Annotated in this window: 16 protein-coding genes, 1 other RNA gene and 1 pseudogene; 13 read left to right on the top strand and 5 right to left on the bottom strand. The window is 61.1% G+C overall.

Features of this window, described 5'->3' with window-relative positions:
* Positions 1-54: 54 nt before the first annotated feature.
* From zipA to GV818_RS15465, 5 genes are all read left to right on the top strand, one after another.
* The gene (gene zipA / locus GV818_RS15445) at positions 55-912 is read left to right on the top strand and encodes a cell division protein ZipA (RefSeq protein WP_161753242.1); all 858 of its coding nucleotides are present in this window, start codon (positions 55-57) and stop codon (positions 910-912) included.
* A 110-nt stretch (positions 913-1,022) separates the two neighbouring features.
* Entirely contained in the window at positions 1,023-3,395 is a 2,373-nt protein-coding gene (ligA, locus tag GV818_RS15450; RefSeq protein ID WP_161753240.1) for an NAD-dependent DNA ligase LigA, read from the top strand.
* Between the two features lie 118 nt (positions 3,396-3,513).
* Positions 3,514-4,680, top strand: coding sequence for a zinc-binding metallopeptidase family protein (locus tag GV818_RS15455; protein WP_161776941.1), 1,167 nt, complete (start codon positions 3,514-3,516; stop codon positions 4,678-4,680).
* A 275-nt stretch (positions 4,681-4,955) separates the two neighbouring features.
* Positions 4,956-5,052: signal recognition particle sRNA small type (gene ffs, locus GV818_RS15460), an RNA gene on the top strand.
* Positions 5,053-5,284: 232 nt separating this feature from the next.
* Entirely contained in the window at positions 5,285-5,788 is a 504-nt protein-coding gene (locus GV818_RS15465; protein ID WP_161776942.1) for a GrpB family protein, read from the top strand.
* A 129-nt stretch (positions 5,789-5,917) separates the two neighbouring features.
* Here the strand turns inward: GV818_RS15465 and GV818_RS15470 are convergent, their stop codons facing one another.
* Complete coding sequence (locus GV818_RS15470) at positions 5,918-6,784, bottom strand: LysR family transcriptional regulator (protein ID WP_161776943.1); 867 nt, start codon at positions 6,782-6,784, stop codon at positions 5,918-5,920.
* A gap of 112 nt (positions 6,785-6,896) precedes the next feature.
* Here GV818_RS15470 and GV818_RS15475 point away from each other — a divergent pair, with 112 nt between their 5' ends.
* The gene (locus tag GV818_RS15475) at positions 6,897-7,829 is read left to right on the top strand and encodes a DMT family transporter (RefSeq protein ID WP_178124936.1); all 933 of its coding nucleotides are present in this window, start codon (positions 6,897-6,899) and stop codon (positions 7,827-7,829) included.
* A 33-nt stretch (positions 7,830-7,862) separates the two neighbouring features.
* Here the strand turns inward: GV818_RS15475 and GV818_RS15480 are convergent, their stop codons facing one another.
* From GV818_RS15480 to GV818_RS15490, 3 genes are all read right to left on the bottom strand, one after another.
* Complete coding sequence (locus GV818_RS15480; protein WP_161753230.1) at positions 7,863-8,756, bottom strand: DUF2167 domain-containing protein; 894 nt, start codon at positions 8,754-8,756, stop codon at positions 7,863-7,865.
* Between the two features lie 153 nt (positions 8,757-8,909).
* On the bottom strand, positions 8,910-9,281 hold the full coding sequence (locus GV818_RS15485; protein ID WP_161776945.1) for a VOC family protein: 372 nt from the start codon (positions 9,279-9,281) through the stop codon (positions 8,910-8,912).
* 145 nt (positions 9,282-9,426) lie between these two features.
* The gene (locus GV818_RS15490; protein ID WP_161753227.1) at positions 9,427-9,741 is read right to left on the bottom strand and encodes a helix-turn-helix domain-containing protein; all 315 of its coding nucleotides are present in this window, start codon (positions 9,739-9,741) and stop codon (positions 9,427-9,429) included.
* Between the two features lie 444 nt (positions 9,742-10,185).
* Between GV818_RS15490 and GV818_RS35040 the strand changes: the two are divergent.
* The 3 genes and pseudogenes from GV818_RS35040 to GV818_RS15500 form a co-directional block, all read left to right on the top strand.
* Positions 10,186-10,467, top strand: a pseudogene (locus GV818_RS35040) (PAS domain-containing protein); the annotation flags it as partial.
* 174 nt (positions 10,468-10,641) lie between these two features.
* On the top strand, positions 10,642-11,751 hold the full coding sequence (locus GV818_RS15495) for a methyl-accepting chemotaxis protein (RefSeq protein ID WP_434738395.1): 1,110 nt from the start codon (positions 10,642-10,644) through the stop codon (positions 11,749-11,751).
* A gap of 18 nt (positions 11,752-11,769) precedes the next feature.
* Complete coding sequence (locus tag GV818_RS15500; RefSeq protein WP_161776947.1) at positions 11,770-13,488, top strand: putative bifunctional diguanylate cyclase/phosphodiesterase; 1,719 nt, start codon at positions 11,770-11,772, stop codon at positions 13,486-13,488.
* On the opposite strand, the gene GV818_RS15505 is transcribed toward GV818_RS15500, so the two are convergent.
* The gene (locus GV818_RS15505) at positions 13,461-14,231 is read right to left on the bottom strand and encodes a substrate-binding periplasmic protein (protein ID WP_161753221.1); all 771 of its coding nucleotides are present in this window, start codon (positions 14,229-14,231) and stop codon (positions 13,461-13,463) included. The genes GV818_RS15500 and GV818_RS15505 overlap by 28 nt on opposite strands.
* 137 nt (positions 14,232-14,368) lie before the next feature.
* Here GV818_RS15505 and dnaX point away from each other — a divergent pair, with 137 nt between their 5' ends.
* From dnaX to recR, 4 genes are all read left to right on the top strand, one after another.
* Complete coding sequence (dnaX, locus tag GV818_RS15510) at positions 14,369-16,447, top strand: DNA polymerase III subunit gamma/tau (RefSeq protein WP_161776948.1); 2,079 nt, start codon at positions 14,369-14,371, stop codon at positions 16,445-16,447.
* Positions 16,448-16,514: 67 nt separating this feature from the next.
* Positions 16,515-16,853, top strand: coding sequence for a YbaB/EbfC family nucleoid-associated protein (locus GV818_RS15515; protein WP_161753217.1), 339 nt, complete (start codon positions 16,515-16,517; stop codon positions 16,851-16,853).
* Between the two features lie 240 nt (positions 16,854-17,093).
* A complete protein-coding gene (locus GV818_RS15520) occupies positions 17,094-18,137 on the top strand; it encodes an NADP-dependent oxidoreductase (protein ID WP_161753215.1) in 1,044 nt (347 codons plus the stop codon).
* A gap of 57 nt (positions 18,138-18,194) precedes the next feature.
* Entirely contained in the window at positions 18,195-18,797 is a 603-nt protein-coding gene (recR, locus tag GV818_RS15525; protein ID WP_161753213.1) for a recombination mediator RecR, read from the top strand.
* Positions 18,798-18,864 lie beyond the last annotated feature (67 nt).

Consider the following 18,864-nt stretch of genomic DNA (forward strand, 5'->3'; position numbering starts at 1 on the left):
TGCAGATTGTAAACCCCTTATTTTTCAGCATTTTTTATAGAGGCACGGGATTACATGGAAATCGGTCTGCGCGAGTGGCTGATCGTCATCGGCATTATTGTTATCGCCGGTATTCTTTTTGATGGCTGGCGGCGTATGCGCGGCGGCAAGGGGAAGTTGAAATTCCGTCTTGATCGAAGTCTTTCCAATTTGCCGGATGAGGAAGGCGGCGGTGCCGAGTTGCTGGGTCCGCCTCGGGTGCTGGACAACCATAAAGAGCCACAACTGGACGAGCATGATCTGCCGTCGGTGAGCATGTCTGCCCGCGAGCCACGGGAAAACTCTTCGTCCAAGCGCAGCAAGCGTGGTGGTGAGCCTCATCAGGGCGACCTCAACCTGGATCTGGACCTGGACAACGGCCCGAGCTTCAGCAGCCGCGACGACGACTTCCCGGCCGATGAAGGCAAGTCCGCCAGTCATATCGACAAGGAACAACCGCAAGCCGAAGAAGTGCTGGTGATCAGCGTTATTTGCCGTGACACCGCGGGCTTCAAAGGCCCGGCACTGCTGCAGAACATCCTTGAAAGCGGCCTGCGCTTTGGCGAGATGGATATTTTCCATCGCCACGAAAGCATGGCCGGTAATGGCGAGGTGCTGTTCTCCATGGCTAACGCAGTCAAGCCCGGGGTGTTTGACCTGGACGACATCGACCACTTCAGTACTCCGGCAGTGAGCTTCTTCCTTGGCTTGCCTGGCCCGCGTCACCCGAAGCAAGCCTTCGACGTGATGGTTGCGGCGGCCCGCAAGCTGTCCCAGGAACTCAACGGCGAGCTCAAGGATGATCAGCGCAGCGTCCTGACCGCCCAGACCATCGAGCACTACCGTCAGCGTATCGTCGAATTCGAGCGCCGTGCCCTGACCCAAAAGCGCTAAGCTCTCGCAGCCAGCTCCTCTTGTAGGTGCTGGCTTGCCAGCGACGCCTGTGCCCCTATCTTCAGATCGAGCAGCCTAGGCTGCTCTTTTGCTTTTTGAGAGAACCTCCCATGACCGCCGCCGAAACCCGCATTCTTGAGCTGCGCGCTGAGCTGGACCAGCACAATTACCGCTACCACGTGCTCGACGAGCCGAGCATCCCGGACGTGGAGTACGACCGGCTGTACCACGAGCTCAAGGCCCTGGAAGCCGAGCATCCGCAACTGGTAACCAGCGATTCGCCTACTCAGCGCGTCGGCAGTGCAGCGCTCTCGGCCTTCACTCAAGTGCGTCATGAAGTCCCTATGCTCAGCCTGGGCAACGCCTTCGAAGAAGTCGACATGCGCGAGTTCGATCGACGGGTCACCGAAGGCCTGGATCTGCCGGCGGGCGACCTGTTCGGTGGTGGTGCGGCGGTGGAGTACAGTTGCGAGCCCAAGCTCGATGGCCTGGCGGTCAGCTTGCTGTACCAGGACGGTGTGCTGGTGCGTGGCGCTACCCGTGGCGACGGCACCACCGGTGAAGACATCAGCGTCAACGTGCGCACCGTGCGCAACATTCCGCTCAAGCTGCAAGGCAGCGGCTGGCCGGCAACTCTGGAGGTGCGCGGTGAAGTGTTCATGTCCAAGGCCGGTTTCGAGCGCCTGAACGCCGCGCAGCTGGAGTCGGGCGGCAAGACCTTCGCCAACCCGCGCAATGCCGCCGCAGGCAGCCTGCGCCAGCTGGATTCGAAGATCACCGCCAGCCGGCCCCTGGAATTCTGCTGCTACGGGCTGGGCCAGGTGAGCGCCGATATCGCCGACACCCATATCGGCAACCTGGAGCAGCTCAAGCGCTGGGGCATGCCCATCAGTCATGAGTTGCGGCTGGCCAAGGGTATCGATGAGTGTCTGGATTATTACCGTGAGATCGGTGAGCGACGTAATGCGCTGCCGTATGAAATCGACGGCGTGGTGTTCAAGGTCAACAGCATTGCCTCCCAGCGTGAGCTGGGCTTCCGTGCCCGGGAGCCGCGCTGGGCCATTGCCCATAAATTCCCGGCGATGGAGGAGCTTACTGAGCTGCTGGACGTGGAGTTCCAGGTCGGCCGCACTGGCGCGGTAACTCCTGTCGCGCGCTTGAAACCGGTCAAGGTGGCTGGGGTCACCGTATCCAATGCCACCTTGCACAACATGGACGAAGTGGCGCGCCTGGGTCTGATGATTGGTGACACGGTGATCATCCGTCGCGCCGGCGACGTGATTCCGCAAGTGGTGCAGGTGGTCGCCGAGCGGCGTCCCGAGAATGCCCGGCCGGTGCAGATTCCCGAGAGCTGTCCGGTCTGTGGTTCCCACGTTGAGCGCACGCAGTTGGTCAAGCGCAGCAAAGGCCGGGAAACCGTCAGCGAAGGTGCGGTGTATCGCTGCGTCGGCCGCCTGGCCTGTGCTGCCCAGCTCAAGCAGGCGATCATCCACTTCGTCTCCCGCCGCGCCATGGACATTGAAGGCCTGGGGGACAAGACCATCGAGCAATTGGTGGATGAAAAGCTCATTGCCTCGCCGGCAGATCTCTACCAGCTCAAGTACGAACAGATCATCGACCTGGAAGGCTTTGCCGAGGTTTCCAGCAACAAGCTGCTCAAGGCTATTGAGGACAGCAAGCGCCCGGCGCTGGCGCGGTTCATCTATGCCTTGGGTATCCCGGATGTCGGTGAAGAAACCGCCAAGGTGCTGGCACGTTCCCTGGGAGCTTTGGAGCGGGTCCAGCAGGCACTGCCCCAGGTGCTGACCTATCTGCCGGACGTGGGCTTGGAAGTGGCTCACGAGATTCATAGCTTCTTTGAAGACAGCCATAACCAGCAAGTGATCGGTGCCTTGCTGGCCGAGGACCAGTGCGGCCTGGTGTTGCAGGATCAGGGCGATCTGGGCGCGGAGTTCGCCGCCAGTACCACCCTGGGCGGCATGCTCGACAAGCTCAATATCCCCTCGGTGGGCCCGGGCGCCGCGCAGAAACTGGCGGACAAGTTCGGCTCCCTGCAGGGGGTGATTGCTGCTGACTGGCTGGATATGCGCCAGGCTCTGCCAGAGAAACAGGCCAAGTCGGTACGCGAGTTTTTCGACAACCCGAGCAACGCCCAGCTGGCCCAGGCCATTGAGGATCAACTCAAGGCGTTCGGCATGCACTGGCAAAGCGAGAAGAAGGTCGTTGAGGGCTTGCCTTTGGCAGGGCAGACCTGGGTGCTCACCGGCTCCCTGGAGCTGATGAGCCGTGATGTGGCCAAGGACAAATTGGAAAGCCTGGGTGCCAAGGTGGCAGGTTCCGTCTCGGCGAAAACCCACTGTGTGGTGGCCGGTCCTGGCGCGGGTTCCAAGCTGGCCAAGGCCAGCGAGCTGGGCCTCAAGGTGCTGGACGAAGAGGCTTTCGTTGCGTTCCTTGCGCAGCACGGCATCTCCATTCCGGCCTGAGTGGCAAGGGACGGCTTGCCGGTGAAGCCTTTCGCCGGTAAGCCGTCTCCTACAAGGCTGAGGGAACGATGACGCAGCCAGGATGATCTAGTCTTGGCAGCCTCAGGGAGGATTCGTCATGTACCGTTTCTTCGAGCAGCTCAGTTCCCGAATCGCCGCGCCCTTTGTGGGTGATCGTTCACGCAATGGCAAGCTCTGGTCGTGCCGCTGCGGGCAGTCGCTGTTCTTTCGCAACAGCCAGTGCCTGGCCTGTTCGGCCATGCTTGGCTATGCCGCGCCATTGAGTTGTTTATCCTCTCTGCAGCCAGGGCCTGCGGCTGAAACCTGGGTGTTCGATGCCAAGCCCGAAGCGGGTGCGTTCAAACGCTGCGCCAATCTCGATACCCCTGCAGCCTGCAACTGGTTGCTGCCTGCCCACCTGACCGGCAGCCTGTGTGTGGCCTGTAGTCTGAATCGCACTATTCCCGATCTTTCGGTGCCTGAGAATCCTGAGCGTTGGCGCAAGGTGGAAATCGCCAAGCGCCGGCTAGTGGCGCAATTGGTTGACCTGGGGCTGCAGGTCATCCCCAAGAGCGAAGACGAAGATGCTGGGCTGGCCTTCGACTTCATCGGTATCGACCTGGAGGGCAGGGCGCCTATTACCGGGCATGCCAATGGCCTGATCACCCTGGATATCAAGGAAGCTGACGACGCCCATCGCGAACAGGTTCGGGCGCAGATGCACGAGCCTTATCGCACCCTGCTTGGGCATTTTCGCCATGAGGTGGGGCACTACTACTGGGACCGCTTGATTGCCAATAGCGAGTGGCTGGAACCCTTTCGCAGCCTGTTTGGTGACGAGCGCTACAGCTACGCCGAAGCCCTGGACCGGCACTACCAGGAAGGCGCACCGATTGGCTGGCAACAGAGCCATGTCAGCGCCTATGCCACGATGCACCCCTGGGAAGACTGGGCAGAAACCTGGGCCCACTACCTGCACATGATGGACGCGGTGGACACCGCCCTTGGTTTCGGCATGAGCGCTCGCGACATGGATCTCGACTACCAGCCATTTCTCCTGGCCACCCTGTACGATCCGCAGCATCCCGGTGGTCCGGCGTTCCTGGCCTTCGTCAATGCCTGGATCGAACTGGCGGGAATGCTCAACGAGTTGTCACGCAGCATGGGGCAGCCGGACTTCTACCCTTTCATCCTGCCCCCTGCGGTGATCGCCAAACTGCATTTCATCCACTTGGTGATCCAGCAGAAAGGCGGCTGTGCTGACGAGGTACTGTCCCTGGATTGACCGCTGGCTGTGGTAGAGGGGCGAGCTTGCTCGCGAAGGTATCAACGTTATTCCGCAGCCCCTGTATCGCGAGCAGGATTGTTCCTGCACTACGGAGGGGGCTCTGCAGGTGTGGCAGGCGTGTGTCGGGGGAGGGCAGTGGGGTTTTACTCGGTGCGGCATCCAAGTGCTTGAAGCTCATCAGATTTTTTAATCTGCAACGAGCGGTTGTAAGTTCAACTCAGATAGGTACAATGGCGCGGCTCGCCGACAGGCAAGCGTCGTTATGGTGACCCCATCGGTCCCCCCGCAACGATTACCCGTGAACCTGGTCAGAGCCGGAAGGCAGCAGCCACAGCGGGAACATTGTGTGCCGGGGTGTGGCTGGTGGGGTTGCCTCCATAACGCTCTCGTTGGTCCTCAACGAGTTTGATCAGAACCCATAAAATTTCGTCTCTGCACAGCGTCCTGGCTGCGTGGATTTTTTCGTGCCTGTGATTTAATCGCCGCCATATTTTCAACTCCGGGCTGTTCGAAAACGCTGGACACCGGCCTCAGGCGAGGTGCCAGGGATTGCTAGCCGAGATTGATCTCTCGAGATGCTTCTGCGGAGAAAGGAGTGGTAATGGCGTTAACCAGTAAAATTTCCCTTTACGACTGTCAGTGGCCACTTGGATTCCTCGCCGAGAAAGACCGCATAATCAAGGGATTTGGCGGCGAGCTGGTGGCTATTCATCATGTCGGTAGCACCGCGGTCTCTGGGCTGGCGGCCAAGCCGGAGATCGATCTCTTGGTTGTGGTCTCGGAGCACCGGGGGGAAGCGGCGCGCAATGCTTTCATGAGCACGTTGGGTTATGTCCGGGGCAGCGATCTTTCAGTGGGGCATCACTTTTATCGGCGAGATGTCGACGGTGTGCGAACCCACAAGGTGCATGTCTGCACCGGCGGCCATGAGCAGATTGGGCGCATGCTGCGTTTTCGCGATTTGTTGCGACAGGACGGCGACCTCCGCCAGCAATACCAGGACCTGAAGCTTCGGCTCGAAGCAAGCAATCGGCAGGGTATTGGCGAATATCTCGCACAAAAGGCACCCTTCATCGCTGCTGTGTTGGAGCGGCATCCGCAATGACGAGTGTCTGACTCCTGGTTAAATCAGCGCTCGCAACTCTCTGGGTGATAGCCCGTAGTGCTTGTGAAATCGCACCGCAATATGCGACGTCGAATCGCTTGGTTCGTTTGCGGGGTGAAACGGCCCCTGTCATGCCCCCAGTTTTTCCCGCAACAATTGGGCAAACGCATCCCTAGCGGGATGCCGTTGCACATCCTTGTGCCAGACAAAGCGGTTGTCCACTGGCAGTAGGTCGCTGAAGTGCTGCACGGTCAGCGTCGCCGATTGCGAGTAGCGCTCCAGCACGCCTTGCGGAATCAGCGAGACACCCGCGCCCACGCTGACGCAGCCGATGATGGTGCCCCAACTGGCATAGCCGGTAATCGGCAGGTCCAGCCCATGTTTACCCAGCCAGGTTTCCAGGGCGCGACGATAGGGGCAGCCTGGTGGCCACATGAACAGGGTTTGCCCCTGCAGGTCATTGGCACTGCGGATCGGCGCGCTGGCGGCGCTGGAAATCAGCACCAGGGGTTCGCGGTAAAGCACCGTCTGCTGCAGTTTCGCCGGCAGGCTGTCGATGGCCACCAGCGCGCCGTCGATGCGCTGGTGTTGCAGTTCATCAAAGAGTTGCGACCAGGTGCCCGTCACCAATTCCACACTGACTTGTGGGTAACGCCGATGGTATTCCGCCAGCAGTGGCGGCAGGCGTCCGCCTGCGCAGGATTCGATCGAGCCCAGGCGCAGCAGGCCGCAGGGTTCGGCCTGGCTGTCCAGCGCGCGCTTGGCTTCGTCCACCAGGGCCAGGATGCGCTCGCTGTAGCCAAGGAAGATTTCCCCGGCAGGGCTGATTTTCAGGCCACGCCCGGCGCGGGTGAACAGCGGGGTGCCGAGTTCGCTTTCCAGTTGCTTGAGGCGATTGCTGATGTTGGACGGCACGCAATGCAGTTGCTCGGCCGCGCGGGCGATGCTGCCGGTGCGGGCTACGGCCTTCACCATCTTCAGTTGGGTCAGTTCCATTGCTCATTTCCAGTGAGGAATGAGCTCAGTATCGGTTAATTGTGGTGAGCTGTAGAGGGCGGGACACTGCTGTTCTTTCTATCAGGGTGTCTTCCTTGTGACGATTTCGCCGATGTTCAAGCTGGTGCTGGCTACTGCTGCGGTCATTCTCTGTTGGGGCTATTCGCCGGTGGGCATTCATATCGGCCTTGAGGGCTACAGCCCTGGGCATTTGGCACTGCTGCGCTTTTTGATTGCTTCGCTGTTCATGGTAGGGATCGCACTGCTGATGAAAATATCCCGGCCGCACTGGCGCGATCTGCCCTGGTTGCTGGTGCTGGGGTTCTTTGCCATCGCTCTGCATCACGTCAGCCTCAACTATGGGCAACAAGGGTTGAGTGCCGGGGCGTCCAGCGTGCTGGCGCAATCGGCGCCGATCTTCAGTTCGCTGATTGCCTTTTTCTGGCTCAAGGAACCGGTCAGCGGTTGGCGCTGGGGATGTGTGGTTATGGGGCTGGCGGGGGCGGTGTTGGTGGTTGTGGGTGACAAGGGGCTAGGGGCGATCGAGCCTCGCGGCTTGCTGGTGTTGTTGGCGGCGTTCTCCTGGGGGCTGTACTTCGTCTTGCAGCGGCGCTTTTCCGGACGCTACGGGGTCTTGACCACGGTCTGCTACATGGTTTGGTGCGGTACGTTGTTATTGTCGGTGTATACGCCGGGGTTGGCGCAGGCGGTGCTCCAGGCGTCGTGGCGGGTGAATGTGGCGGTGTTGTTGCTGGGGGTGTTTCCCAGTGCGTTGGCGTATCTGGCCTGGGCTTATGTGTTGGCGCGGGTTGAGGTCAGTCGGGCGTCAATCGCCATGTACCTGATCCCGCCGGTGGCGATGCTGTTGGCCGCAACGGTACTGGGTGAATCAGTGCAATCTGGCGTGGTGCTGGGGGCGGCGGTGGTGCTGGGCAGTGTGATGGCCATGCAGTTGGAGGGGCGTTGGCGGCAGCGGCGCCTCGGCCGATCGACGATCTTGCCAAGGGAGCGTCAGGAGGCGCGCGGGGTGATTGATAAGCCATAACGCCCCTGGGAGCGGGGCGTCATGCTCGGTAGATCAGCTCTTTTTCTTGAACAGCCTGCCGGCGAACGCGGCGATGGCAAGTACGCCCAGGACGATGAATTTCTTGCCGGCCAGGAGCAATACCCCGAGTTTGGCGAACAGCCCGGCCTTGCTGGCGATACCGCCGGCTACCAGTGCGGCCAGGCCGTAGGAGGCCAGCTTGTCGGTGCTTGGGTTGTAGTCGGCGTAACGGTTGCCGTCGGTGAAGTTGGTGAAGGCCAGCACTTTGGGTATTTCGCGCTTGATGGTGGCCAGGTCGTCCATGGAGGCGACTGCATTGAGTTCCAGCACGCCTTCGCGCCCCAGCACGCGGATGCTGTAGTTCAGGGTGTTGCTCTCTGCCCCTTCGGCCTTGAGCTCGCGGGCCCAGTACATCTTGTGGGACTGCGCGTCGTAGCTCGGCTGTTCGGCCCAGCCCAGCAGGTGGATGGCGCTGTAGCCCTGTTCCTTGCGCTGCTGATTGTCTTCCTTGTCCGCTTCCTGCATCTCTTTGAGCAGGTCCTGATAGTTGATCTTCTCTGCGTCGGCGTCGGAGATGTGGCCGTCATCCTTGTAGCTGATGATCACGCCCCAGCCTTCGGCGGACAGCGGGCTGACCGCGCTGGGCACGATCATGCCCAGGGTGCTGAAGCCTGGCGGGTTGCCCCAGCCTTCAGTGAGCAGCTTCTCGGTGTCCTTGGGAGAGAGGTAGTAAAACTCGTTGCTCAGGTCGAGGCTGGCAATATCCCCGGGCAGCTTGATGTTGCCGTGGCGCTGGGAGAGCGAGGCGAGAAATTGCTCGGCGGTCTGTGGCTCGGCGTCCTTGCCCTCATTCGAGGTGGCGGCACAAGCAAAGAATGGTGTGGCGCAGAGGATGGCCGCCGCCATGAGGAGGTGCAGGTACTTCATCGTATTCCCTTACAAACGGTGACAAGTCGGCGGGGAGGATAACGATGAGTACCGGTCGGCTCAATGAGACGTTTCTATTTATTTCTGTCAGCCGGCGAAGAGCTGGCAGTAGAAGGGCGGTGCTGGGGCTCGCGCCGGCTGATTGTCATCGGCCTAGTCGGCAGTCAGGTGCAGCACGCGCAAGCGATGCCCGTCCGGATCGAGGGCGACCAGAGTGTAGCCGAAATCCATCATGCTCGGCGCTTGGGCAATGGTCATTCCCAGGGCTTGCCAGTGCCGATGAAGTTCATCCACCGCTTCGCGACTGTCCACTGCCCAGCCCAGTTCGCCGCCACCCCCGGCAGCCTGGGCGCTCGGTTCCACGGTATGGCGGGACCACAGGCCGAGCTTGATCCCCGAGTCGAGAATGAACAGGGCAAAGGTCGGCGATGACTCCACCGGCGGTTTATCCAGCAGGCGGCGGTAGAACTCCGCACTGACGGCGGGGCTGTCCACATAGAGCAGGAAATAGGTGTTGCTGATCATGACGACTCCAGGGTCCTTGGGCTGTGCTGCAGGCACGAGCTTATGCGCGGAGGCTGTCAGTTCCTGTCAGGAGTCATGGATTAAAAAAGAGGCCAACTTATCAGGGTTGATAAGTGTGCCTCTTCTTGTTGATTTGTTGCGGGGCTCAAGGCTTGGACAAGGCCTGGTCTACCGCTGCTATCAGCTTTCCCAGATCCTTCGGGGTGGCTTTATGAATGACACCGAACAAATAAGCCCGCTGTTCCTCTTCGTCACCCAGATCGGCAAAGAAGGCTTTCAGCTTCACTCCCAGTACTTCGGCTAGCAGAAATAGAGCTTCAACGCTGGGGGTGTAGGTGCCGGTTTCGAAGCGGCTGATGGTTTTTGGGTCAAAACCGGTTTTTTCACCTAGTTCAGCCTGAGTAAGCCCCGCTAACTTTCGATAGCGCCTGATGGCTGCACCCAAACTTGAAATTTGCATCGCTCAATTCCCATTTAGAATCAAGAACTTAACGATAAATCTTTGCATTAGACAACACCATGATTCATCACCTTGCTTTGCAAAATGTGATGTATTTCGTAGAATCGGCGCTTCGAACAGGTATTTGGTGATCTAGTTTCAGAAGGCAGGTTTATGAAACAAGAAATCATTGCATTTCCCTTGTTCACCTAAACCGAGGACTTGGTAGAGGCTAGAACGTCTCGTTAATCCCGCCAACAGTCCGTCTGTCGTCCCTGCCTGACGCCTTATCTGATCCTAGTTGATCTCCGTCGAATCGACGGTCAACTGCCGCGCAAACCGCTGTACGGCTGCAATCAGGGCGACCCTTTCGATTGAGTCGTACTGCCTGGAAAGTACATCGCGAATCAATCTATTGCCGGGCTCCGGTAACTATTGATCGCAGGCTGTCTATGGAGTTCTAAAGTGCGTCTCAATTTGCCGGTCACCTCTATTGAGCAGACCTTTCCCGACCAGCAGCGGCTCATATCCGCCACCGATACCAATAGTCAGATTACCTATTGCAATGCCGAGTTCGCTGCCATGAGTGGTTTCAGCCAGGCCGAGCTGGTTGGCAGCCCCCATAACCTGGTGCGCCACCCGGATATGCCGGCGGCGGTATTCGAGTCGATGTGGGGCTACTTGAAGGCCGGCCAGAGCTGGATGGGCGTGGTGAAGAACCGCTGCAAGAACGGCAATTTCTATTGGGTCAGTGCTTATGTCACGCCGATTCTCGAGGATGGACGGCTGGTGGGTTACGAGTCGGTCCGGGTCAAGCCGACCCGGGAACAGGTGAGTCGCGCCGAGGTCCTTTATGCGCGGTTGCGGGCTAACAAGTCACCGGTCTCGGTCTGGCGGCGCATGGAAGCCGCAGCCCGTCCGCTGCTGCTGCCGGTGGCAGTGGCGGTGGGTTGCCTGGCGGCGTTCAACTGGCTGCCAACGGCGGCGGCGCAAGGGGTGACGGTTGCGGGGTTCGTCGCTGTCGGGCTGCTGGCCCAGCGGCGCTTGGGGCAGCAGCTCAAGCAGATTGTCAGCAGCACCCCGAACACCTTTGCCGATCCGATCTGTGCCCTGGCCTACAGCGAAGCGCTGGGGCCGGCGGCGCAGTTGCAGATGGTCCTGGTCAGCGAAGAGGCGCGGCTGAAAACCGCCTTGACCCGTCTCAGCGATCTGGCGCGGCAGATGGCTACGGCGGCGGCCGACTCCAGCCTGCTGTCCAGTCGCACCGAGTCGGCCCTGCTGGAGCAGCGGGCCGAGACCGACATGACCGCTGCCGCCATGACCCAGATGGCCGCCTCGATCACCGAGGTGGCCGAACATGTGCAGCACACTGCCAGCGAGGCCCATACCGCCAACCTCCTGGCCCAGCAGGGCAGCCAGGTGGCGGGCACTTCGCGCGATGCCATCCAGCTGCTGGCCCGCACCGTCACCCAGATCAACCAGGCGGTGGGCGACCTGGCCGGACAGACCCAGGACATCATGGTGGCGGCGAGCATGATCCAGGCGATTGCCGACCAGACCAACCTGCTGGCCCTGAATGCCGCGATCGAGGCCGCCAGGGCCGGTGAGCAAGGCCGCGGATTTGCCGTGGTCGCCGACGAGGTGCGGGCCCTGGCCGGCAAGACTCGCGAATCGACCCAGCAGATTCAGGGGATCATCCAGAGCCTGCGGGCCGGTGCCGATGAAGCGGTGCAAATTGCCAGCCTGGGCATAGAGGAAGCCGAACAGGGCGTGCAACAGGTGTTGCAGGCGCAGCAGGCCTTGCAGGGGATCGGCGCGGCGGTTGAGCGCATTACTGACATGAGCCAGCAAATGGCCGCGGCATCCCAGGAGCAGTCACATGTAGCCGAATCGGTTTCCGAACAGATCAACAGTGTCGCTGCCACGGTGCAGCGCACTGCCGAGAATGCCAGCGCCGGAGTGGTTCGCGGCGCTGAGCTGGAAAACATCTCTTCCGGGTTGCGTGCCCTGGTCGAGCGGTTCAACCGCTAGCGACAGTGAGTTTGACTCATGGATGAGAAATACCGCAGGGCCGTCGATGCCGCCGCCATCTTCTCCGAGACTGATCTCGGCGGCAGCATCACCTATGTCAATGACCTGTTCTGCCAGGTGTCGGGCTATAGCCGCGAAGAGCTGATCGGTGCCAACCACCGGATGCTCAGTTCCGGGCTGCACCCGCAAGAGTTCTTTACCGGGCTGTGGCAGACCATCACCCAGGGACAGGTGTGGAAGGGCGAGATCTGTAATCGCGCCAAGGACGGCAGCCTGTACTGGGTCGACAGCACCATGGTGCCGCTGGTGGATCAGCGCTCCGGCAAGGTGGTGCGTTACGTATCGATCCGTTTCGATGTCAGCGAGAAGCGCCAGTTGCTGCACTCGCTGCAATGGCGGGTCGGACATGACGTACTTACCGGCTTGCCCAACCGGGCCTTTCTGTCGGACTTGCTGCATCAGGCCCTAGAATTCTCCCGCCAGGAGGATATTCCCCTGGCGGTGTGCATGCTTGATCTCGACGGCTTCAAGGCAGTCAACGATGGCTACGGACACGCCTGCGGTGACCTGCTGCTGGTGGAAGTGGCTGCGCGCCTGCGCTCGATCATCCGTGGTGAGGATGTGGTGGCGCGGCTGGCCGGTGACGAGTTTGTGCTGATCCTGCGTTATGTGCGCGACATGCTTGAGTTGCGCGCAGCGTTGCAGCGGGTGCTGACCACCATTTCCCAGCCGTATACGATCCAGGGCAAGGACATCAACGTCTTTGCCAGCATTGGCGTGACCCTGTTCCCCACCGATAACCATGACGCCGACACCTTGTTGCGCCACGCCGACCAGGCCATGTACGTAGCCAAGCAAAGCGGGCGCAATCGCTTCCATTTGTTCGATGTCCTGCGTGATCGCGAGGTGATGGTCACCTACCAGACCGTCGAACAGGTGCGCCAAGCGTTGAATACTGGCGAGCTGCACCTGTATTTCCAGCCCAAGGTCAATATGCGTAGCGGTGCGGTGGTGGGGTTCGAGGCAATGCTGCGCTGGCAGCACCCGCAGCGCGGCATGCTCGCCTCCCAGGAGTTTCTGCCACCGGTGGAGGAGACCGACCTGATCGTCGACATCGGCGAGTGGGTCATGGACCAGGTAATGACCCAGGTGCAATGCTGGCAAGCGGCGGGGCATGCCTGGCCGGTAAGCCTGAATATCGCGGCGCGGCATTTTCAGCGCACGGATTTTGTCGAGCGGCTCAAGGGCATGCTCGATCATTACCCGGATGTCTCGCCGCAATTGCTGGACCTGGAGATCGTCGAGTCAGTGGCGGTCGACAATATCCAGCGGGTCAGCGATTGCCTCGATGCGTGCCAGGGCCTTGGCGTGCAGTTTTCCCTGGGGGATTTCGGCACCGGCAATTCATCCCTCAGCTACCTCAAGCGACTGCGCACCCAGACCATCAAGATCGACCGGCTGTTTGTCCGCGACATACTTCACGACAGGGACGATCAGGCGCTGATCCAGGCTTTGGTGGGCCTGGCCCGGGCATTTGGCCGGCAGGTGGTCGCCGAGGGGCTGGAGAGCCTGGCGCATGGCGAGCAACTGATGGCTCTGGGCTGTGAGGTGGCTCAGGGAGACTTTATTGCCGCGCCGATGCCGGCCGATGCGGTTTTGACCTGGGTGCTGAGCTTCGAGCCACCACGGCCATGGCGCTGCGGCGCAGTTCAGGGTGAGGCAGTGCCAGAGGCTTGAGCGTGGGGCTGCAGGTCGACGTAGCGCTGGACGATGGCATCGATCTCGCCGGACACCTTCATTTTCTGCAGGGTCCGCAGAATCCGCTGTGCAGGCACCGCCGGGTCGTTGCGCACATAGCAGCTGACGGCTTGCTCCTGGAGCATGGCGACGCTGTACAGCGGGTTGCCTGATGCCTGGGTCTTGTTGAACCAGTCCAAGGTCCATTGGCTGGCGATGGCGTAGCGGTAACGCCCGACCACTAGCTTGCGTAATACCTGTTCCTCGTTGCGGGCGTCATCGCGAATCAGCTGGTTGGCGTCGAACAACGGCTGCAAGGGGGTGTAGGTGTAGCTGAGGACGGTGCCGATGTGCTGGCGGGACAACTCCTGCAGATTGACCACGGCGGGAATCTGGCTGCTGCTCACCAGCAGGTTGCGTTGCTCGAACAGTGGCACGCTCCATAGATAATCCCCGGACAGGTTCGGCAACCAGGCCTGGGCCGCGTAGCAGCGTATATCGACTTCACCCTGGGCCATGGCGTTTTGCACCCGGGCCCGGGCCAGGACGTGGAACTCGGCGTGGGTGCCCAAGTGCCGGGCCAGGCTGTTCATGGTGTCGTAGAGGATACCGGCGGTGGGTTGATCACCCTCGACCTGGATGGTCGGCATGGCCCAGCTGTCGGCGATGACAAAGCGCAAAGGCGGCTCTGCGGCCTCCAGGCCGGTACTGAGGAGAAGCAGGGCGCCCCAAGTCAAACGCATATGATCTCCACGGCTCAACGGGCGGGCAATCCTTTGCAAAATGCAGCTTAGACAGATTAGACGAGCGCGCCGGATGCAATTTCGCCCTTGCTCCGCTAGCATTACCGGCTTCCGCTTTCCAGTTGCGACGGTTTTCGATGAGTTATCAGGTTCTTGCACGTAAATGGCGTCCGCGCTCGTTCCGCGAAATGGTCGGCCAGACCCATGTGCTCAAGGCTCTGATCAATGCCTTGGACAGCCAACGGCTGCACCACGCCTATCTGTTTACCGGCACTCGCGGGGTGGGCAAGACCACCATCGCGCGAATCATTGCCAAATGCCTGAATTGTGAAACTGGCATCACTTCCACGCCGTGTGGCACCTGTTCGGTGTGCCGCGAGATCGATGAGGGGCGTTTTGTCGACCTGATCGAGATCGACGCCGCGAGCCGGACCAAGGTCGAGGACACTCGTGAACTGCTGGATAACGTGCAGTACGCACCGAGCCGCGGGCGCTTCAAGGTCTACCTGATCGACGAAGTGCACATGCTCTCCAGCCACTCGTTCAACGCCTTGCTCAAGACTCTCGAAGAGCCGCCACCCTACGTCAAGTTCATCCTGGCGACCACTGATCCACAGAAGCTGCCGGCGACCATCCTGTCCCGCTGCTTGCAGTTCTCCCTGAAGAACATGACCCCCGAGCGCGTGGTCGAGCACTTGAGCCACGTCCTCGGCGTGGAGAATGTGCCGTTCGAAGACGACGCGCTGTGGCTGCTGGGTCGCGCTGCCGACGGCTCGATGCGTGATGCCATGAGTCTCACCGACCAGGCCATCGCCTTTGGTGAAGGCAAGGTCATGGCCGCCGATGTACGGGCGATGCTCGGCACCCTTGATCACGGTCAGGTCTACGACGTCCTGCATGCGCTGATCAACGGCGACGCCAAGGCATTGCTGGAAGCGGTGCGTCATCTGGCGGAGCAGGGCCCGGACTGGAACGGCGTGCTTTCGGAAATTCTCAACGTCTTGCACCGGGTAGCGATTGCCCAGGCGCTGCCGGAAGGGGTCGACAACGGACAGGGCGACCGTGACCGGGTGCTGGCCCTGGCCCAGGCGCTGCCAGCCGAAGACGTGCAGTTCTATTACCAGATGGGCCTGATCGGCCGTCGCGACCTGCCATTGGCGCCGGATCCGCGAGGAGGCTTCGAAATGGTCCTGCTGCGGATGCTGGCGTTCCGCCCGGCGGATACCGCAGATGCACCGAGACAGCTACTAAAGCCAGTGGGGATCAGCCAGGCCACAGTTGATTCCGCCCAAGCCGTGGCGGTACCAGCACCTGCTGTGCCTGTAACTGCTGTTGCTCCTGTTGCCAGTGCCCCGGTTGCTCCGGCGGTTGCTCCGGCGGTCGCGCCTGAAACCGTCGCGCAGCCTGTTGCCGAGGTGGTTGCAGTCGCGCCTGAACCGGTGGTCGCTGAACCGGTGATCGACCTGCCTTGGAACGACCCGGCGGAGCCGCCGATCGACCAGCAACCGGCTGTGGAACCGGTGTTGGAGGTGGCCGCCGAACAGCCCGAACTGACGCCGATGCCGACGCCTACCCCGGACAGCGTGGTGCCGGATGCGCCGGAATGGGTCAATGCACCGGTGCCCGAGCCAAGCGTTGCCGATGTCGATACCGCCACTCCGGGGATCGACCTGGACGATGAGCCGCCGCTGGACGAGGACTACATCGAGCCGGATATGGATTCGGCCTACAGCTACCTCGATGAGCTGGCCAGTGAGCACGCCGCCGAGCCAGCTCCTGAACCCGAACCGGAACCTGCTGCCCAGCCGGCCACCGGCCTGGCCCTGGAGTGGTTGCAACTGTTTCCGAAATTGCCGATCTCCGGCATGACCGGGAGCATCGCCGCCAACTGCACACTGATGGCTGTGGACGGTGACAATTGGTTGCTGCACCTGGACCCGGCCCACAGCGCACTGTTCAACGCCACCCAGCAGCGCCGGCTCAACGATGCGTTGAACCAGCACCACGGGCGCACCCTGAACCTCGCGATCGAGCTGATCAAGCCCGAGCAGGAAACCCCGGCCCAGGCAGCCTCACGACGCCGTGCCAACCGCCAGCGCGAGGCGGAGGAATCGATCCACGCGGATCCGTTCATCCAGCAGATGGTCAAGGAGTTCGGTGCGGTGGTGCGTCACGATACTATTGAACCTGTCGAGGCCCTGGCCGCCCAGGGCTGATCACTTAAAGGGCGCCGGGCCACGGGTCGGGCGCTGTTTCTATCCCGCGTAATTTGAGGTAATTCCCATGATGAAAGGTGGCATGGCCGGCCTGATGAAGCAGGCACAGCAGATGCAGGAAAAAATGGCCAAGATGCAGGAAGAACTGGCCAACGCTGAAGTCACCGGCAAGGCCGGCGGCGACATGGTCACTGTGGTCATGACCGGTCGTCACGACATCAAGCGTGTGAGCATCGATCCGAGCCTGCTGGAAGGTGTCAGCGAAGACGACCGCGAAGTACTGGAAGACCTGTTCGCCGCTGCAGTGAACGACGCGGTCCGCAAGATCGAGTCCAACAGCCAGGACAAAATGTCCGGCATGACCGCTGGCATGCAACTGCCACCCGGCATGAAGCTGCCATTCTGATTCGTCCAGGTGCATTGGATGGATTAAACAAGCCAGGCCTCGAGCCTGGCTTTTTTTGTGCTGTCGATAAGCGCATCGTCCCAGGCAAGACAGCTCTTGCCTGGGCTTGAGCTGTTGTAGGCGCTGATTGTTCGGTGAAGGCTGGATCACGCCCTTTGCTAGAAACATCGAACGCCAGGGCCCGCCCAGGGTCTGCACCCTATGCAGTTTCATTCAAGCTTGCTTAAAGGAGTGTCCAGGATGCCGCAGACATTGACCCTCAATCAGCGTGTGGTGCTGGTGTCCCGTCCCCAGGGCGCGCCGGTTCCGGAAAACTTCCGCCTGGAGCGCGTGGCCTTGGCGGAACTGGCGGATGGCCAGGTGTTATTGAAGACCCTCTACTTGTCCCTGGATCCCTACATGCGCGGGCGCATGAGTGACGCGCCGTCCTATGCCGCCCCGGTGGAGATAGGCGAGGTCATGACCGGTGGAGCTGTCAGTCGGGTCGAGCGTTCGCTGAACCCGAAGTTCCAGGAGGGCGATCTGGTGGTGGGCGCCACCGGTTGGCAAAGCCACTGCATTTGCGATGGCCGTAGCCTGATCCCGGTGCCGTCGGGCCTGCCTAGCCCGTCCATGGCCCTGGGTGTGCTGGGCATGCCCGGGATGACGGCTTATATGGGGCTGATGGACATTGGCCAGCCCAAGGCCGGGGAAACCCTGGTGGTGGGCGCTGCGTCCGGCGCGGTTGGCTCCGTGGTCGGGCAGGTAGCGAAGCTCAAGGGGCTGCGGGTGGTGGGCGTAGCCGGCGGTGCCGAGAAATGCCGCTACGTGGTTGAGGCGCTGGGGTTCGATGCGTGCATCGACCACAAGAGCGCCGACTTCGCCGATGAGCTGGCGCAGGCCTGCTTCAAGGGCGTGGACATCTACTTCGAGAATGTCGGTGGCAAGGTGTTCGATGCGGTACTGCCCTTGCTCAATCCCAAGGCGCGTATTCCCCTGTGTGGATTGATCGCCCAATACAACGCCCAGGAGTTGCCTCCGGGCCCGGACCGCCTGCCGCTGTTGCAGCGCTCGCTGCTGACCAAGCGGGTGCGTATCCAGGGCTTTATCGTCTTTGACGACTACGGCGACCGGCACTCGGAGTTCATCAAGGCCATGGCGCCCTGGGTGCGCGAAGGCAAGGTCAAGTTCAAGGAGGACGTGGTCGAGGGCCTGGAGCAGGCGCCGCAAGCCTTTATCGGCCTGTTGGAAGGGCGCAACTTCGGCAAGCTGGTGATCAAGGTCGCCTCGGACGCGAGCATTTGACGCTACCCCGAGGCGCGGGTATAAACCGCGTCTCGTTGTTTTGTCGGACCTTTGCCCATGAGCTTCAGCCCCCTGATTCGCCAACTGATCGATGCCCTGCGTACTTTGCCAGGCGTGGGTCAGAAAACCGCCCAGCGCATGGCCTTGCAGTTGCTCGAGCGTGATCGCAGCGGCGGCTTGCGCCTGGCCCAGGCCCTGAGCCTGGCCATGGAAGGCGTGGGGCATTGCCGCCAATGCCGAACCCTGACTGAAGACGAGCTGTGCCCGCAGTGTGCCGATCCGCGTCGTGACGACAGCTTGCTGTGTGTGGTGGAGGGGCCGATGGATGTGTACGCAGTGGAGCAGACCGGTTATCGCGGTCGCTACTTCGTCCTCAAAGGGCACTTGTCGCCCCTGGACGGCCTGGGTCCGGAAGCTATCGGCATTCCCCAGTTGCTGGCGCGGATCGCAGAGCAGGACAGCTTCAGCGAAGTGATCCTGGCCACCAACCCCACGGTGGAAGGTGAAGCGACGGCCCATTACATCGCCCAGCTCTTGGCCAACAAAGGTCTGATCACTTCGCGCATTGCCCACGGCGTGCCGCTGGGAGGTGAGCTGGAGCTGGTGGATGGCGGCACCCTGGCGCATTCATTTGCGGGGCGTAAACCCATCGCGTTGTAGTTCACGCTCCGTTCGCCGGCTCCTGCAGGCGAACGCTAGATGGATTTTGTTGAAAACCAAGCAAGCG

The organism is Pseudomonas sp. Fl4BN1, assembly GCF_009908285.1.
Classification (GTDB): domain Bacteria; phylum Pseudomonadota; class Gammaproteobacteria; order Pseudomonadales; family Pseudomonadaceae; genus Aquipseudomonas.

Coding starts and splice junctions, on each gene's coding strand:
- zipA (WP_161753242.1), top strand. CDS start 55: ATGGAAATCGGTCTGCGCGAGTGGCTGATCGTCATCGGCATTATTGTT.
- ligA (WP_161753240.1), top strand. CDS start 1,023: ATGACCGCCGCCGAAACCCGCATTCTTGAGCTGCGCGCTGAGCTGGAC.
- GV818_RS15455 (WP_161776941.1), top strand. CDS start 3,514: ATGTACCGTTTCTTCGAGCAGCTCAGTTCCCGAATCGCCGCGCCCTTT.
- GV818_RS15465 (WP_161776942.1), top strand. CDS start 5,285: ATGGCGTTAACCAGTAAAATTTCCCTTTACGACTGTCAGTGGCCACTT.
- GV818_RS15470 (WP_161776943.1), bottom strand. CDS start 6,784: ATGGAACTGACCCAACTGAAGATGGTGAAGGCCGTAGCCCGCACCGGC.
- GV818_RS15475 (WP_178124936.1), top strand. CDS start 6,897: ATGTTCAAGCTGGTGCTGGCTACTGCTGCGGTCATTCTCTGTTGGGGC.
- GV818_RS15480 (WP_161753230.1), bottom strand. CDS start 8,756: ATGAAGTACCTGCACCTCCTCATGGCGGCGGCCATCCTCTGCGCCACA.
- GV818_RS15485 (WP_161776945.1), bottom strand. CDS start 9,281: ATGATCAGCAACACCTATTTCCTGCTCTATGTGGACAGCCCCGCCGTC.
- GV818_RS15490 (WP_161753227.1), bottom strand. CDS start 9,741: ATGCAAATTTCAAGTTTGGGTGCAGCCATCAGGCGCTATCGAAAGTTA.
- GV818_RS15500 (WP_161776947.1), top strand. CDS start 11,770: ATGGATGAGAAATACCGCAGGGCCGTCGATGCCGCCGCCATCTTCTCC.
- GV818_RS15505 (WP_161753221.1), bottom strand. CDS start 14,231: ATGCGTTTGACTTGGGGCGCCCTGCTTCTCCTCAGTACCGGCCTGGAG.
- dnaX (WP_161776948.1), top strand. CDS start 14,369: ATGAGTTATCAGGTTCTTGCACGTAAATGGCGTCCGCGCTCGTTCCGC.
- GV818_RS15515 (WP_161753217.1), top strand. CDS start 16,515: ATGATGAAAGGTGGCATGGCCGGCCTGATGAAGCAGGCACAGCAGATG.
- GV818_RS15520 (WP_161753215.1), top strand. CDS start 17,094: ATGCCGCAGACATTGACCCTCAATCAGCGTGTGGTGCTGGTGTCCCGT.
- recR (WP_161753213.1), top strand. CDS start 18,195: ATGAGCTTCAGCCCCCTGATTCGCCAACTGATCGATGCCCTGCGTACT.